18 protein-coding genes are annotated in these 16,850 nt (G+C 30.9%); 16 read left to right on the top strand and 2 right to left on the bottom strand.

Features of this window, described 5'->3' with window-relative positions:
• Window positions 1-39 precede the first annotated feature (39 nt).
• The 7 genes from ACZ49Z_RS13155 to ACZ49Z_RS13125 all read left to right on the top strand — a co-directional run bounded on the left by ACZ49Z_RS13155 (window position 40) and on the right by ACZ49Z_RS13125 (window position 5,333).
• On the top strand, window positions 40-1,098 hold the full coding sequence (locus tag ACZ49Z_RS13155; RefSeq protein ID WP_464304766.1) for an acyl-CoA reductase: 1,059 nt from the start codon (window positions 40-42) through the stop codon (window positions 1,096-1,098).
• 114 nt (window positions 1,099-1,212) lie between these two features.
• Window positions 1,213-2,283: a 3-phosphoserine/phosphohydroxythreonine transaminase gene (serC, locus tag ACZ49Z_RS13150; protein ID WP_464304765.1), complete on the top strand. Its 1,071-nt coding sequence runs from the start codon at window positions 1,213-1,215 to the stop codon at window positions 2,281-2,283.
• Between the two features lie 53 nt (window positions 2,284-2,336).
• Complete coding sequence (locus tag ACZ49Z_RS13145) at window positions 2,337-3,293, top strand: D-2-hydroxyacid dehydrogenase (RefSeq protein ID WP_464304764.1); 957 nt, start codon at window positions 2,337-2,339, stop codon at window positions 3,291-3,293.
• Window positions 3,294-3,337: 44 nt separating this feature from the next.
• The gene (locus ACZ49Z_RS13140; RefSeq protein ID WP_464304763.1) at window positions 3,338-3,952 is read left to right on the top strand and encodes a DUF937 domain-containing protein; all 615 of its coding nucleotides are present in this window, start codon (window positions 3,338-3,340) and stop codon (window positions 3,950-3,952) included.
• 80 nt (window positions 3,953-4,032) lie between these two features.
• Window positions 4,033-4,464: a DUF6146 family protein gene (locus tag ACZ49Z_RS13135; RefSeq protein WP_464304762.1), complete on the top strand. Its 432-nt coding sequence runs from the start codon at window positions 4,033-4,035 to the stop codon at window positions 4,462-4,464.
• A 6-nt stretch (window positions 4,465-4,470) separates the two neighbouring features.
• A complete protein-coding gene (locus ACZ49Z_RS13130) occupies window positions 4,471-5,013 on the top strand; it encodes a hypothetical protein (protein ID WP_464304761.1) in 543 nt (180 codons plus the stop codon).
• The gene (locus tag ACZ49Z_RS13125; RefSeq protein WP_464304760.1) at window positions 5,010-5,333 is read left to right on the top strand and encodes a DUF6787 family protein; all 324 of its coding nucleotides are present in this window, start codon (window positions 5,010-5,012) and stop codon (window positions 5,331-5,333) included. The genes ACZ49Z_RS13130 and ACZ49Z_RS13125 overlap by 4 nt, the downstream gene beginning before the upstream one ends.
• 29 nt (window positions 5,334-5,362) lie before the next feature.
• Here the strand turns inward: ACZ49Z_RS13125 and ACZ49Z_RS13120 are convergent, their stop codons facing one another.
• Both ACZ49Z_RS13120 and folE read right to left on the bottom strand, forming a co-directional pair.
• Window positions 5,363-5,665, bottom strand: coding sequence for a hypothetical protein (locus ACZ49Z_RS13120; RefSeq protein ID WP_464304759.1), 303 nt, complete (start codon window positions 5,663-5,665; stop codon window positions 5,363-5,365).
• Between the two features lie 57 nt (window positions 5,666-5,722).
• Window positions 5,723-6,391 carry a GTP cyclohydrolase I FolE gene (folE, locus tag ACZ49Z_RS13115; protein WP_464304758.1) on the bottom strand — a complete coding sequence of 223 codons (669 nt, stop codon included), beginning with the start codon at window positions 6,389-6,391 and terminating at the stop codon, window positions 5,723-5,725.
• A 209-nt stretch (window positions 6,392-6,600) separates the two neighbouring features.
• Between folE and ACZ49Z_RS13110 the strand changes: the two genes are divergently transcribed.
• The 9 genes from ACZ49Z_RS13110 to ACZ49Z_RS13070 all read left to right on the top strand — a co-directional run bounded on the left by ACZ49Z_RS13110 (window position 6,601) and on the right by ACZ49Z_RS13070 (window position 16,850).
• A complete protein-coding gene (locus tag ACZ49Z_RS13110; protein WP_464304757.1) occupies window positions 6,601-7,272 on the top strand; it encodes an ABC transporter ATP-binding protein in 672 nt (223 codons plus the stop codon).
• 5 nt (window positions 7,273-7,277) lie between these two features.
• On the top strand, window positions 7,278-8,042 hold the full coding sequence (locus ACZ49Z_RS13105; protein ID WP_464304756.1) for a TIGR02757 family protein: 765 nt from the start codon (window positions 7,278-7,280) through the stop codon (window positions 8,040-8,042).
• A gap of 110 nt (window positions 8,043-8,152) precedes the next feature.
• Complete coding sequence (locus ACZ49Z_RS13100) at window positions 8,153-9,052, top strand: ABC transporter ATP-binding protein (protein ID WP_464304755.1); 900 nt, start codon at window positions 8,153-8,155, stop codon at window positions 9,050-9,052.
• Between the two features lie 2 nt (window positions 9,053-9,054).
• Complete coding sequence (locus tag ACZ49Z_RS13095; RefSeq protein ID WP_464304754.1) at window positions 9,055-9,894, top strand: ABC transporter permease; 840 nt, start codon at window positions 9,055-9,057, stop codon at window positions 9,892-9,894.
• Window positions 9,895-9,924: 30 nt separating this feature from the next.
• On the top strand, window positions 9,925-11,937 hold the full coding sequence (locus ACZ49Z_RS13090) for a choice-of-anchor L domain-containing protein (RefSeq protein WP_464304753.1): 2,013 nt from the start codon (window positions 9,925-9,927) through the stop codon (window positions 11,935-11,937).
• Window positions 11,938-12,081: 144 nt separating this feature from the next.
• Window positions 12,082-14,100 carry a choice-of-anchor L domain-containing protein gene (locus ACZ49Z_RS13085; RefSeq protein WP_464304752.1) on the top strand — a complete coding sequence of 673 codons (2,019 nt, stop codon included), beginning with the start codon at window positions 12,082-12,084 and terminating at the stop codon, window positions 14,098-14,100.
• Between the two features lie 70 nt (window positions 14,101-14,170).
• Window positions 14,171-15,178 carry a DHH family phosphoesterase gene (locus ACZ49Z_RS13080; RefSeq protein ID WP_464304751.1) on the top strand — a complete coding sequence of 336 codons (1,008 nt, stop codon included), beginning with the start codon at window positions 14,171-14,173 and terminating at the stop codon, window positions 15,176-15,178.
• Window positions 15,179-15,183: 5 nt separating this feature from the next.
• Entirely contained in the window at window positions 15,184-15,732 is a 549-nt protein-coding gene (gene gldI / locus ACZ49Z_RS13075) for a gliding motility-associated peptidyl-prolyl isomerase GldI (protein WP_464304750.1), read from the top strand.
• Window positions 15,733-15,743: 11 nt separating this feature from the next.
• Entirely contained in the window at window positions 15,744-16,850 is a 1,107-nt protein-coding gene (locus ACZ49Z_RS13070) for a peptidylprolyl isomerase (protein ID WP_464304749.1), read from the top strand.

The following is a 16,850-nucleotide window of genomic DNA, read 5'->3' as shown; positions in this document are numbered from 1 at the left end:
GCAAAAATACAACGTAAACCATTTAAAAACAAAAAACAAATGTTACAAAATGAAATAAAAAAAAGTTTTGCCGATTTAGGTCTATTTTTAAGTCAATTTCATCTCGATGGTTTTCAAGAAAATACTGTTGTAAAAAACAATGATTTATTTCAAATTGAATTTCAAAAATTAATTGAACTATCACAATCTCACAATGGTTGGTTTACTCCAGACAATGTCCATTTTGCCATTCAATCTTGGGCAAAAGCACTTCGAGAAGAAAACCTAAACAAATGGCTATCAAACTATAATTTTGAAAAAAGCAAGCCAAAAACAATTGGCTTAGTGCTTGCTGGAAATATTCCTCTCGTTGGTTTTCATGATTTTTTATCCGTATTAATTTCAGGAAACAAGGCTTTAATTAAAACTTCCTCTAATGATCAGTATCTCATTAAATTTTTGATAAAATATTTAATTGCACTAGATCATAGAATCAGTGACAGAGTTTCATTTGTTGAAGGGAAGTTAGAAAATTTTGATGCAGTAATAGCGACAGGAAGTAATAATACGGCTCGTTATTTTGAATATTATTTTAAAAACAAACCTAATATCATTAGAAAAAACAGAAACTCTGTTGCAGTTCTTACTGGTGAAGAAACTAAAGAAGAATTAATTGCACTAGGAGATGATATTTTTAGATATTTCGGACTTGGGTGTCGCAATGTTTCTAAAATTTTTGTTCCTGAAGGTTATAATTTTGACTCCTTTTTCAATGCTGTTTTTGAACACCAAGAGATTATTAAATATGAAAAATATGCGAATAATTATGACTATAATAAAGCCGTATATTTAATGAGTAATTTTAAATTATTAGACAATGGTTTTTTAACCCTTAAAGAAGATACAAGTTACTCCTCACCTATCTCATCAGTGTTTTATGAATATTACTCCTCGATTGATTCGTTAACAAAAAAACTGGATAATGATAAAGAAAACATTCAATGTATCGTTTCTAAAAATAAAATACAAAACAGTGTTTCTTTTGGAGAAACACAAAAACCAAATCTTTGGGACTATGCAGATAATTTAGACACTTTGCAGTTTTTAATGAATTTATAAGCATTTACTACAACGTTATTGTTAATAACATTGAATAATTCTTACACATTTTAATAGTTTGTATAGAGTCTATTTCCGAAATTTGTAGCATAACAACCGCTATAATATATCAAAATGAAAAAACACAATTACAGTGCAGGCCCTTGTATTTTACCACAGGAAGTTTTTGAAAAAGCAGCTAAAGCTGTCTTAAATTTTAACGATTCAGGACTTTCCATACTAGAAATATCCCACAGAAGTAAAGACTTTGTTGCTGTAATGGATGAAGCTAGAGCATTAGTGCTTGAACTATTAGGTTTAGAAGGCAAAGGCTATCAGGCTCTCTTTTTGCAAGGAGGAGCAAGTTTAGAGTTTTTAAGAGTTCCTTATAACTTAATGAAGGTAGATGGGAAAGCTGCCTATTTAGACACTGGAACTTGGGCAAATGGAGCAATTAAAGAAGCAAAAGCATTTGGAGAAACAATTGTTGTTGCTTCCTCAAAAGAGGAAAACTACAATCATATCCCTAAAGAATATAGTATTCCATCAGAGGCTAGTTATTTTCACTGTACTTCTAACAATACTATTTTTGGAACACAAATTAAAGATTTTCCAAAAACCAATATTCCTGTAGTGTGCGATATGAGTTCTGATATTTTTTCCAGATCATTAGATTTTTCTAAATTTGACATTATTTATGCCGGTGCACAAAAGAATATGGGACCAGCAGGAACAACTTTAGTTGTTATTAAAGAAGCAATTTTAGGAAAAACAGGAAGAACAATACCTAATATACTAAATTATGAGCAGCATATCGCAAAGGAAAGTATGTATAATACTCCTCCTGTATTTTCGGTCTATACTTCTTTACTAACACTACAATGGTTAAAAAATCTTGGTGGCATTTCAGCTATCGAAAAAGTAAATGAAGCTAAAGCAGCATTAATTTATTCAGAAATTGACAGAAACCCTTTATTTAAAGGTGTTGCTGCAAAAGAAGACAGAAGTAGTATGAATGCAACTTTTACTCTTGTAAACCCAGAACACCAAGAAATATTTGATAAAATGTGGAAAGATGCAGGAATTTCAGGAATTAACGGACATCGTTCTGTGGGAGGATATAGAGCATCTATGTATAACGCACTACCTTTAGAGAGTGTTCAAGTTTTAGTAGATGTTATGAGAAATTTAGAAAACAAAATTTAAAATAATTAATAATATTAGGAAAAGAGTTATTCTTTCCTCACAACAAAATAAACATGAAAGTATTAGCAAATGACGGTATTTCTAAAAAAGGTATAAAAGCTCTAGAAAAAGCTGGTTTTGAAGTCATAACAACAAAAGTTGCACAAGAGCAAGTTGCTAGTTTCATTAATACTAACGATGTGAAAGTTATTTTAGTAAGAAGCGCAACAAAAGTAAAAAAAGATATTATAGATGCTTGTCCAGGATTAAAAATCATTGGACGTGGTGGTGTTGGAATGGACAATATAGATGTTGATTATGCTCGCCAACAGGGCATACATGTAATCAACACTCCAGCCGCTTCTAGCGAAAGTGTTGCAGAACTTGTTTTTGCACATTTATTTTCTGGAGTTAGATTCCTTTATGATTCTAATCGTGTGATGCCGCTTGAAGGAGATACCAATTTTAATGGCTTAAAAAAAGCCTATGCAAACGGTATTGAATTAAAGGGAAAAACATTAGGTATTATTGGTTTTGGAAGAATTGGTCAAGCTGTTGCGAAAATAGCTTTAGGACTAGGAATGAAAGTAATAGCATCAGACAAATATGTTGGTGAAGCAGTTATTCGTGTTGATTTCTACAATGGACAATTCATCAATGTAGATATCAAAACAGAACCTATGGAAGACCTTTTAAAACATTCTGATTTTATCACTCTACATGTTCCTTCACAAACAGGATATATTATTGGTCGTGATGAATTGAAATCAATGAAAGACAATGTAGGAATTGTAAATGCAGCCCGTGGTGGCGTTATAGATGAAGTTGCGCTTATTGAAGCACTAGATGAAGATAAAATTTTATTTGCCGGCTTAGATGTTTTTGAAGATGAACCAACACCTGCGATGAAAGTATTAATGCACCCTAAAGTATCGTTGACACCACATATTGGAGCTGCAACTAATGAAGCCCAAGATAGAATTGGCACAGAACTTGCAGAACAGATTATAAGTTTATTGAAAAACAATTAAAAAAAATTAGTAACTTTAAACATCAAACTTTAATTTTTATAATCATGTCTGGAATTTTAGATTTATTAAACAGTGATATGGGTAAACAACTCATTGGAAGTATTACAGAAAAAACAGGAATAGACGCTTCACAAGCAACAAGTGTAGTTTCTTCAGGTCTTCCTGCAATTTTAGGGGCTATGAAAGACAATGTTTCTGCAGACGGTGCAGCAGGTCTTTTGGGAGCACTAACAGGAGGAAAACACGATGGTAGTATACTTGACAACCTAGGAGGTTTTTTAAATGGCGGAGATTTCACCGATGGATCTAAAATCTTAGGACATGTTCTAGGAAACAAACAAGATACGGTAGTAAGTAATCTAAGCCAAAATACTGGTGTAGATTCAGGGATTATTTCAAAAATTTTACCAATGCTTGCTCCAATTATAATGGGGTATTTAGGAAAACAAACTAAAAGTAATGGCGTTTCTGACAGTGCTGGGTTAGGTGGACTTCTTGGTGGATTACTTGGTGGAAGTGGCGGAAGCTCTATTTTAACCTCTGTTTTAGATCAAAATGGAGATGGAAAACTAGATGTTAGTGATGCTATGTCTGCATTAAGTGGAAAGAAAAAAGGAGGACTTGGAGGTCTTTTGGGAGGTCTTTTCGGAAAAAAATAACTAGACTATTGTTATAATATGTTAAAAGCATCAACTTTGTTGATGCTTTTTTTTATCTTTATATCAGAAAAGAAATTAAAATGAAGCAATATGTTTCCATACTATTATTCGTCATCGGAATTACAATCTCTTGTAATTCAACAAAAAACTTTTCTAAAAACGAAGAACCTAAACTTACTAGCGACACCATAACAATTGCAAATGATGAAATTGAATATGAAATAACGATTATTGATGGTGGCTTTGCTTCTTGGTTCAACACCAATGCAAGACCGAGAGATTTTTATTCTCAAACCTACTTAGAAGCACGAAACAGAGTTTGGGTTTTAGAATGGAACGTTAGAGCAAACTCTCCAATGAATTATAATAATAATAATCTCTATGAAATGCAAATTGATTACAACAGTTATACTGATTATGGTTATGAAGTAAACTATATGCTCTATAATTATCTCGTCTATTTTCAACAGAAATTCAATCAAAAATTAGGTGTTTTTTCTGCTAGATTATAATTAATTTTGAAACATTTACTCATTATCATACTTGCCTTATATTTTGGATATAACCTTCGCATTTGTTATTTAGAAGATTTTCCAATATATAACTTAATCATTCTTACTTCCATTTATATTTTCTTTTTTACTGTTTTTACTGCAAACTTTATAACAGACTTTAAAGCATTTCAAAAAACAAAAAAGCTATTATGCTTTTCTGCAACGTTTTTAGGGCTATTTTCAATGGGTTCCCTTTCTCTTTTTTATCTAAATTTAGATCACAACTTAAACAAAGAATCTTTATTAACTTACGAATGCATTAATAATGCTAATGGTACAAAAATTGATTTAAAAAAAGACAGAACTTGCATCATTTATGATTACTCTGATGTTGAAGGTCATTATTACTATGGCAATTATACTATATTAGATTCAATAATTGTAACTACAAACATTAAAAAAAATGATTTTGTTTATGACAAATTTTATTTTTCAAAAAAAGATAGCGTACTTTACCCTTTTAAAGGAGAAAAAATCGATTTTTCTCAAAAATTTATACTCAAATGAATAAATTAAAAGAACGTTGGAACATTACAAGTAATTTCCAACTGACCCTAATTTTTATAGTTTTTGCCATTACAGGTTCAACAGCTGCTTATCTATCTAAACCAGTAACTTCATTATTAGGGATTACAAAAGAAAATTTACATTGGTCACTGTATTGGCCACTAAGAATTATAATACTATTTCCTATTTACCAAATAATGCTCGTTATTATTGGAGCGCTTTTTGGACAATTTAGATTCTTTTGGGAATTTGAAAAGAAAATGCTTTACAGAATGAAACTAGGCTTTATTGCAGATTATGTTGATCAGAGATTAAAATAAAAATCCCGATTTTCTCGGGATTCTATTCTTTATTCTTCTTTCTTAATTATATATGTATAAAACCATGTGATTGTAAAAGTTGGTATAATATCTATAAAAGGAAAAGCTTCTTCTATAAACCCTATAATACTCGCAACTTCTCCAATTTTTCCTTTGTACATTTTTCGTAATAACAGAAAAGAAATTGGTGCCCAGATAAAATCTATAGATTCTGCATAACCAGGAACAATATAAGACAACATTCCAATTAGATCAAAAATAACACTCAAAATTAATTTTGACTTTCTACTCGATTTTTTTTGTGGTTGAATAATTTCTACTTCTTCTGCCATTTTAGTTTTCTTTAAAAGTTAATTACCTATATCTAAACAAAATGCATACCAAAATAACTAATCTTTTTTAATTAACTCATAAAAATCATCTCTAAATTCTTTTTGATTAAAAACGCCTCCATATTGCAAAGTAGATGTATAGCTCGTTTCGTCTTTAATTCCCCTACTCGAAACACAAAGATGTGTTGCTTCAACAACAATCATCACGTTTTCTGTTTCTAAAACTGTTTTCAGTTCATTAAAAATTTGCATAATCATGCGTTCCTGAACCTGTGGTCTTCTTGCATAATAATCTACAATCCTATTTAGTTTAGAAAGCCCTATAACTTTACCCGAAGAAACATATCCGATGTGTGCCTTGCCCACAATTGGTAAAAAATGATGCTCACAGGTAGAATTAAAACTAATATTTGCTTCAACAAGCATTTTATCATAATGATAAGAATTATCAAAAACAGATATTTTTGGCTTATTTGCAGGGTTTAGACCTGAGAAAATTTCTTTCACAAACATTTTCGCAACTCTATGCGGTGTTCCTTTTAAACTGTCATCTGTAAGATCTAAGCCCAAAGCTTTCATTATAATTTCAAAATGCTCTTCAATCACAACCATTTTTTCATCGTCTGTTTTTTCAAAAGCATCTTCTCTCAGCGGAGTTTCTGCAGAAGTCATCTGATGATTATCTCCTATAATATCAAATATTTCTTTTTCAATAGCTGTTTTCATAATAATACTCTATTCCTAAATTTATATTTAAACCTATTCCCTTTTTCCTAAACTAAAATAATCTTACCTTTATTTTGTTTAACAAATATAGTGAATTAATTAAACAAAAATAGATTTTAACTTTTGTTTATTATTCATTAACAAAAATTCAAAGACGATTAGAATTAATAAATAGAAAAAAAATAGTTTCTTTGTACAAATGATTTTTAATGATAAAAGCAACTAATTTACACAAATACTACGACGCGCTACACGTTTTAAAAGGTGTAGATTTACATATTAAAAAAGGAGAAATAGTTTCTATTGTTGGTGCTTCGGGGGCTGGAAAAACAACTCTTTTACAAATTTTAGGAACACTTGATAAATTATCTAAAACAGAAAACACATCGTTAGAAATTAACAATATCAATGTTACTGAGCTGAATGACAAAAGTTTGTCTAACTTTAGAAACAATCATTTAGGGTTTATTTTTCAATTTCATCAATTATTACCTGAATTCACGGCTTTAGAAAATGTTTGTATTCCTGGTTTAATTGCAAAAAGAAACAAAAAAGAGTTAGAAGAAGAAGCGACAAGACTACTTGAATATTTAGGATTGTCTCATAGAAAACATCATAAACCAGGTGAACTTTCTGGAGGTGAACAACAACGAGTAGCTGTAGCAAGAGCGTTAATAAACAAACCTGCTGTAATTTTTGCTGACGAACCCTCTGGAAACTTAGACAAAACCACTGCTGAAAACCTACATCAATTATTCTTTAAATTGAGAGATGAATTTGGGCAAACCTTTGTAATTGTAACTCATAATGAAGATTTGGCTAACATGGCCGACAGGAAACTCGTTATGATTGATGGAAAAATTGTTTCAGGAAATGAATAATTGAAATGAATCAAACAGAACTAAAAGATTTTCTAGACGAAAAGGTTGCACTATACAACAATCCTGATTTCATATCTTCAGACCCTATTCAAATACCACATCAATATTCTGTAAAAGAAGACATTGAAATATCTGGTTTTTTAGCTGCAACAATTGCTTGGGGAAATAGAAAAATGATTATCAATAATGCGAAAAAATTAATGGAAATCATGGGAAATTCCCCTTATGATTTTGTTATGTCGCATTCAGACAACGATTTAGAAAAATTAAAAAATTTTGTTCATAGAACTTTCAATGGTATTGATGCAGTTACTTTTATTAAATCATTACAGAATATTTACAAAAAACATAATGGTTTAGAAAACGTGTTTGCAAAAAATACAGAAAATAAATCAACACAGAAAAGCATTTCAGAATTTAAAAAAATATTTTTTGAAATACCACATCAACAAAGGACAACAAAACATGTTTCTGACCCCTTAAATAATTCTGCTGCCAAACGCATCAACATGTACCTTCGTTGGATGGTTCGTAATGACAAAAAAGGAGTAGATTTTGGTATTTGGAAATCTATCCCAACTTCTGCTCTATCTTGCCCTTTAGACGTTCATTCTGGAAATATGGCAAGAAAACTAGAACTCCTTTCTCGCAAACAAAATGATGCTAAAGCACTTTTAGAATTAGATACTAATTTACGATTACTAGACGCAAATGACCCTGTAAAATATGATTTTGCTTTATTTGGATTGGGCGTTTTTGAAAAATTTTAAAAAAGACACTTTCAAATTTTATCATTTAAAATACAAACATTCTATAAAACATTTAAATTTTGTAACAAATAATTCCTTTCCTCGTCTAGTTATTATAAAAACAAACGATTTTGGAAACTATACTTACAATTAAAAATTTAGACAAAGTTTACAATAAAAAAGTCCACGCTGTAAAGAATGTCTCTTTCGAAATTCACAAAGGAAATGTATATGGAATTTTAGGACCCAACGGATCTGGAAAATCTACAACTTTAGGAATTGTACTGAATGTTGTGAATAAAACATCTGGTGAATACCAATGGTTTAATGGAAATCTAGAAACTCACGAAGCACTAAAAAAAGTTGGTGCAATCATTGAGCGACCAAATTTTTATCCTTATATGACGGCTGAGGAAAATTTAAAATTGGTTTGTAAAATTAAAAACATACCACACTCCAAAGTAAATGAAAAACTAGAATTAGTAGGCCTATTAGATAGAAAAGATAGCAAATTTAGAACTTTTTCATTAGGAATGAAGCAACGTTTAGCCATAGCATCTGCCTTGCTAAATGACCCAGAAATTCTAATTTTAGACGAACCAACAAACGGTTTAGATCCACAAGGAATTAGACAAATTAGAGACCTTATAAAAATAATTGCTTCACAAGGAACCACAATATTGTTAGCATCACATCTATTAGACGAAGTAGAAAAAGTTTGCAGTCATGTTGTCGTTTTAAGACATGGTGAAATGCTCTATCAAGGTCCAGTTGATGGAATGCTTTCAAATGACGGTTTTTTTGAGTTAAAAGCTGAAAACCTTAGCTTATTAAAGAACAAACTGCAAGAAAACAAAGCTATAGGAAACATAATTGAAGAAGACGATAAATTGATTGTACACTTAAAAGAGAATTTTGACGCAAAAGATCTAAATGAATACTTATTTAAAAACGGAATCATTTTGCAACATCTTGTTAAACGAAAAAACAGCCTAGAAGAACAATTCCTTGAACTAACAAAAAACAAATAACCATGAAACGATTACTCTCCATAGAATTTCAAAAACTATATAAAAACAACGCTAGTAAGTTTTTAATATTATCCTATTTCATTTTACTCTCTTTTATTGCCCTAATCGCTTCAATAAAATTTGAATTTGGAACATTTCGTCTTCATATAGCAGAACAAGGCATTTTTAATTTCCCATTTATTTGGCATTTTAATACTTATATCGCTTCTATCTTAAAATTCTTTTTAGCCATAGTTATAGTTTCGATGGTTTCCAACGAATATAGCTATGGAACCTTGAAACAAAATTTAATTGATGGGTTAAGTAAGAAAGAATTTGTAATGTCTAAATTTTTAATGGTAATTGTTTTCGCATTTGCATCGACGCTTTTCATTTTTATTTTATCATTAATTCTAGGTTTTTCATTCTCCTCTTATACCGAACTGTCCATAGTATTCTCAGAACTAAACTATCTCTTAGCTTTTTTTGTTAAACTTACTGCTTTTTTCTCATTCTGCTTATTTTTAGGCATTTTAATCAAACGAAGCGCTTTTGCTTTAGGTTTTTTATTGGTTTGGTACATTATTGAAAATATTAGTAGTGGAATTTTGAGATGGAAAATTTTTCCAAATTCGAATACTTATTCTTTAATTAATCAATTTTTCCCATTAGAATCAATGAGTAATCTTATTAAAGCACCATTTACTCGACTATCTGCTATTAAAAATATTGAAACAACAATTTCTGGAGAAGAAATCGTAAGAGACTTTGGTGTGCATACAGGAGAAATAATTATCGTTTTAGCATGGACATTGATCTTTATTTATTTATCATTATGGATCGTTAAAAAAAGAGATTTATAGTATCTTTGCCAAAGCTATTAAACAAAGAAAATGAGACACTTTTTAATCTTTATTATATTTTTTTCAATCCAAAATGATTTTGCACAAAACATAATAGTAGATCAAACATACACAGCACAACAACTCGTTGAAGATATTTTAATAAACAGCGGTTGTGCTAATGTTACTAATGTAATGGTCTCTGGAGGAAATTATACTTCTGGTGAGAAATCGTATGGTTATTTTAATAGTAACGGTTCTTTTTTTCCAATGAATGAAGGAGTCATTTTAAGCACAGGAAAAGTTATTAATGCTCCAGGTCCAAACAATAGTTTATTAGATGATGGTGGTGATATTACTTGGCCTGGGGACAATGATTTAAACGCAGCTTTAAATTTATCTAATAGCTATAATGCTACCGTTTTAGAATTTGATTTTGTACCACTAGGCTCTAAAATAAGCTTCGAATTTCTTTTATCGTCTGAACAGTATTTAACAAACCCAAGTAGTAACCAATGTAATTTTACAGACGGTTTTGCTTTCCTTCTAAAAGAAGTCGGAGCAACCAACTATCAAAATTTAGCGCTAGTTCCTGGAACAACAACTCCTATCAAAGTAAACACAGTACGTGGGTCAGGGACTATTTGCCCAGCAGCGAATGAACAATACTTTGATGCTTTTAATGGAACTAATTATCCAACCAATTTTAATGGACAAACAAAAGTTTTAACTGCGCAATCTGATGTTATTCCTGGAAATCAATACCATATAAAACTTGTCATTGCAGACGAAGGTAATTATCGATACGATTCTGCAATATTCTTAAAAGGTGGAAGTTTTAACACCAATATAACCTTAGGAAACGACAGAACATTAGCTGGTAATAATCCTGTTTGCACTGGTGAACTCCCATATACTTTGAGCACCAATGCAAATGGAACTCATAAATGGTTTTTAAATGGTAATGAATTGATTGGCGAAACAAACTCAACATTAACAATAACCTCTCCTCAAGATGGTGAATATTCAGTAGAAATAACCATTCCTGGTTGTACACCGAATGCAACCGATGCAATAACTATTGAATTTGCCCCAGATTTAATCACCAATACTACACCTTTTGTGGAGTGTGACGGAGATAGTGTTCAAGACGGAATACATACTTTTGATTTATCTCTAATTATACCTGAAATCTATTTAAATTTACCATCAAACTACCAGGTAGAATTATTTGAAAGTACAACAGCAACAGTTCCTTTACCGCTCTCCTATCAAAACACAACACCTTACCAACAAACAATATATGCCAGAATAACAAATATTCTAAATTGTTATAACACGATAAACACACCAATTACATTAAAAGTAAATACATTTAATAACACAATTTCAGATGAATCTAAAAGCATCTGCGAAAACACAAATATAGTTTTAACAGCAGACAATGGTTTTACATCTTACACATGGGACACAACACCTGTACAAAACACTCAAAGTATTACAGTAAATACCCCTGGCATTTATTCTGTGACAATTACTAATGCTTTAGATTGCGAAAAAGTTAAAACTTTTACCGTCATAGATTCACAAATAGCCACAATTAATTCTATTGGAATTAATGATTTTGAAGAAAATAATACAGCAACAGTTTACTATACTGGAAATAGCACTTATGAATTCTCACTAGATGAAATAAATTATCAAAGTAGTAATATTTTCAATAATCTTTCTGCTGGCGAATATACTGTTTATATTAAAGATAAAAATGGATGTGGAATAGTTTCTGAATCTTTCTATATATTAGATTACCCTAAATTTTTCACACCAAACGGTGATGGATTCAATGACAATTGGCAAATTAAAAATTTAGACAAAAGAGGCTTAGAAAATAGCAAAATATACATCTTTGATCGTTATGGAAAGCTTTTAAAACAAATGAATACACAAGATGAAGGTTGGAACGGAACATACAACAGTAAACAACTCCCTTCAGAAGATTATTGGTTTGTTCTAGAATTATCTAATGGAAAAACGATAAAAAATCATTTTAGTCTTAAAAGGTAAATTACAACTCTTAATGAAAAGTACGTTAATGCTAATTCTAAAAATAGATTAATTCCCTTTAGATAAAATTACAAGTATTTATTAGTTAAATTAAGTATTTAAAAAGTAGATTATATTATCTTTGCGGGTATTATAACTATCAAAATGAAATATTTTTTAACTTTTTTTACGTTTTTTATACTACAAAAAAACTTTGCACAATACATTACAATAGATGAAACCTATACGCCTCAACGTTTAGTTGAAGAAGTACTTATTAATAGTCCTTGCGCTCAAGTCTCTAACGTAACGGTTTCTGGAGCAAATTTTGGCTCTGGAGAAGGATCGTTTGGTTATTTTAGTGGCGTGGGTACAACCTTTTCTTTTGAAAATGGAATTATCCTAAGCACCGGTAAGGTCTCAGATGCACCAGGACCAACAACTCCTTTAGCCGACAGTGGTAGCGGAATGAGTTGGGATGGAGATAGTGACCTTGATCAAACCTTATCTGTAGCTTCTAGTAACGCTACTGTTCTAGAATTTGATTTTATACCAACAGGAGACAGAATTAGTTTTGATTATATCTTTTCCTCAGAAGAATATGATGAAAACAATAATTATCCTTGTCGATTTTCAGATGGATTTGCGTTTTTATTGAAAGAAGTTGGTGCAACCAATTATCAAAACTTAGCATTAATCCCTAATACGAATATTCCTGTAAAAGTAACTACTGTCCATCCAACCATTACTGCTCCTGGTGGTTGTCCCGCACAAAACGAACAATATTTTGATGCTTTTAACGGAACAGAACACCCAACAGTATATGACGGTCAAACTGTTGTTTTAACCGCACAAGCAACTGTTATTCCAGGTACTCAATATCATATTAAACTTGTAATTGCAGATGAAAATGATTCCAGCTACGATTCTGCCATTTTCCTAAAAGGAGGTAGTTTTAATTTAGGTCCGAATCTTGGAGACCCTAGATCTATAGCCTCAGGAAACCCAGTTTGCCCAGACGAAACACTTACACTTGATGCAACAACCGATGGAGTGACATCTTACCAATGGTTCTATGAAGGAAATCCAATTGCAGGAGAGACTAACGCTACTTTAGTCTTAAACCCACCTCATACAATTAGTGAAAATGGAAAATATGCTGTAGAACTATTTTACAATGCAATTTGTGCACCTAGAACTGAAATCGACCTAGAATTTGTTCCTGAATTAACTATTGGACTGGATGAGTCTACAGAATGTGATACAGAAGGAGAACAAGACGGAATTCGTACTTTTGATTTAGCTGCAATTATTCCACAACTATTCCCAAACCTACCAACTGAATATACAATTAATTTTTTTGATAGCACAACTTCAACGACTCCTTTACCTTTAAATTTTACAAACACAATTCCGTTCGAGCAAACTATCTACGCTAGAACTACAAACATTGCTTGTTTTGGTAATATCCCTCTTACGTTAAAGGTAAACATATTTAGTGAAATTGTAGTGGATGAAACAATACATCTTTGTGCAGGTACAACAAAAGTATTAGATGCAGGAGCAGGTTTTGCTTCTTATACTTGGAACACATCACCTGTTCAAACCACTCAAACCATTACGATAGATTCGGAAAATACTTATGAAGTAATTCTAAAAAACACAGATGGCTGCTTAAAAACAAAAACAATAACCGTTTTACAATCTGACGTAGCTGCAATCGACAACATTGAAATTGTGGATATCGCAGAAAATAACACTGCAACAATTATCGCAACAGGCCCTAGTACTTATTTGTATTCACTAGATGAAATTAATTATCAAGAATCAAATATTTTCGAAAATCTAACTGCCGGAGAATACACTGTTTTTGTAAAAGATAAAAACGGTTGTGGAATAAGCTCAGAACTTTTCTATATCATAGATTTTCCTAAATTTTTCACTCCAAACGGAGATGGCATTAATGACACTTGGAAAATTAAAAATCTTGAAAAAAAAGGTCTTCAAAATAGTAATATATATATTTTTGATCGATATGGAAAACTCTTAAAACAAATGAGCCCAGATGGAAATGGCTGGAATGGAACTTTTAATGAAACACCTTTACCTTCAGGAGACTATTGGTTTGTGTTAGAATTATCTAATGGAAAAACGATAAAAAATCATTTTTCATTAAAACGATAAAGAAAAAAGTGAATAATCCCTTGCTGGAAAGAGGCAAAACCTAAAAAATGGTAAGCAATACTAAAACAAAATGTTACTAGAAAAAGAAATTACAGAAATAAAAGAATTATTAAGCGTCCCAAAAAAAATCACAATTATTTCACACCGAAATCCAGATGGAGATGCTATGGGATCATCATTAGGTTTATTACATTTTTTAAAACAATTAAATCACGAAGTAGAATATATATCACCAAATGAATTTCCAGATTTCTTAGCTTGGTTGCCGAATGCTAATAAAGTTATCATTTTTGAAAGAGAATATGACAAAGCATTGCCAATATTACAAAATAGCGATATCATTTTTACATTAGATTTTAATGCACTTCACAGAACTGGAGATGCTATGCAAAAAACATTAGAAACGCTTACAAATCTAATGATAATGATAGACCATCATCAATTACCTGATGATTATGCAAAATATACTTTTTCAGATGTCAACTATGGCTCAACATGTCAAATGATTTATGATTTCATAAACACTTTAGGATATAACCAACTAATTAATCAAGAAATAGCAACTTGCTTATATACTGGAATTGTTACCGATTCTGGAAGTTTTCGTTTTCCAAAAACAACCTCAAAAACACATATTTGTGTAGCAGATTTAATAGACAAAGGAGCAAACAATAGCCAAATTCATAGTTCTCTATTTGATAATTCTAGCTATACACGACTGCAATTACTTGGAAAAGCATTACAAAATTTAAAAGTCTTTCCAGAATTAAAAGCATCCTACATTACACTTAGCCAAGAAGAGTTAGATTCTTTTAATTATAAAAAAGGAGACACAGAAGGCATTGTAAATTATGGACTAAGTATAGAAGGAATAGTTGTTACTGCAATTTTTATTGAAAATAAGGAAGAAGGAATCATAAAAATATCGTTCCGTTCACAAGGCAATTTTGATGTTAATGAATTTGCTCGAAATCATTTCAATGGTGGAGGACATATAAATGCTGCTGGTGGAAAATCTTTTTCTAATCTAGAAGAAACTGCAAAACAATTTATTACTATTTTAGCAGAAGAAAATTAATCCAAATGAAAATATTATTTCAATTATTAATCGCTTGTATATTATTATCTAGCTGTTCACAGCAAAAAGCTAGAAAGCCAATTTCACAAACCAATGGAAGCTTCATAAAGGAATCTATTAAAAGAAATAAAGAGTTGATTGCCGACGAAGAAAAACTCATCGATTCAATTATAAAACAGGATACCTTAAAAGAGTATATTGCATCGAGCAAAGGATATTGGTATAAATATGAAATTAAAATTGAGGAAGAATCAGCTTTCCCAAAAAAAGGAGATATTGCCTATTTTAATTACCAAATAAACGACATCACTAATAAAATTATTTATTCAAAAGAAGAGTTAAAACCGCAAAAGTATATTGTTGATAAACAAAATATAATGATGGGATTAAGAGATGGAATTAAATTGATGAAAAAAGGAGAAACAATTACTTTTCTTTTTCCTTCTCATATGGCTTTTGGTTATCATGGAGATGATAATGAAATAAATCCAAACGAGCCCTTAATTTGCACCGTCAATTTAACAGATATTCAACAAGAAAAAACAAATAAATAATTAATACTTACATGAAACACTTAACACAATTCATTTTAGGCTTATTAGTCATTTTTAGCTCATGCTCCAATCCTTATTCAAAATTAGAAGATGGAATGTATGCTGACATCGCTACGAACAAAGGTTCAATAATTGTAAAATTAGAGTTTAAAAAAACTCCAATTACGGTTGCCAATTTTGTTTCATTAGCCGAAGGGAAAAACCCATATGTAAACGAACGTTTTAAAGGAAAGCCTTTCTATGACGGATTAACTTTTCACAGAGTAATTCCACAATTCATGATTCAAGGTGGTGATCCTGCAGGTGATGGCTCAGGTGGACCAGATTATAGATTTAAAGATGAATTTCACCCTGATTTAAGACATAATAAAAAGGGAATCCTATCTATGGCAAATTCTGGACCAAACACAAACGGAAGCCAATTTTTTATTACACACAAAGAAACACCTTGGTTAGACGACAAACACAGTGTTTTTGGAGAAGTAGTGACTGGTATAGAAATTGTAGATTCAATTGCAATTGGAGATGTAATCAAAAATGTTACCATTGTTAAAAAAGGAACAGAAGCAAAAAAATTTGATGCAGCCAAAATTTTCAAAAACTACTACCCTTCTGCTCTACAAGAACAAAAAATTGAAGAAGAAAACCAACGAAAATTAGCAGAAAAAGTAGAAGTTATTAAAGCAGAAAAAGCTGTAGAAATAAATTTACTAAAAAGTGAAGGAACAAAAACAAAATCGGGCTTAATCTATAAAATTATAACCAAGGGAGATGGTAAAAAACCAAAACAAGGAACTCAAATTTTAGTAAATTATGCAGGTTGGCTTCAAAACGGAGAATTATTTGACAGCAATAGAGAAGAAATTTCTTTAACTTTCGGGAAATTTGATCCAATGAGAGCAGAACAAAAAGGTTACACTCCATTTCCCTTTCCATATGGGCAAAAACAAGGTCTTATTACAGGTTTTATTGAATGTTTAGATCTTCTGCATTATGGAGATAAATTAATAGCTTATCTCCCTTCGAATTTAGCCTATGGAACACAAGGTTTTCAAATGATTCCACCTAATACCGATTTAATTTTTGAAATTGAAATACTAGAAAATCCAATTAAATAA

The sequence above is a fragment of the Flavobacterium sp. KY-23415 genome (assembly GCF_055384985.1).
Note: the sequence above shows the minus strand (reverse complement) of the source record. Positions and strands in the feature narration are given on the sequence as shown.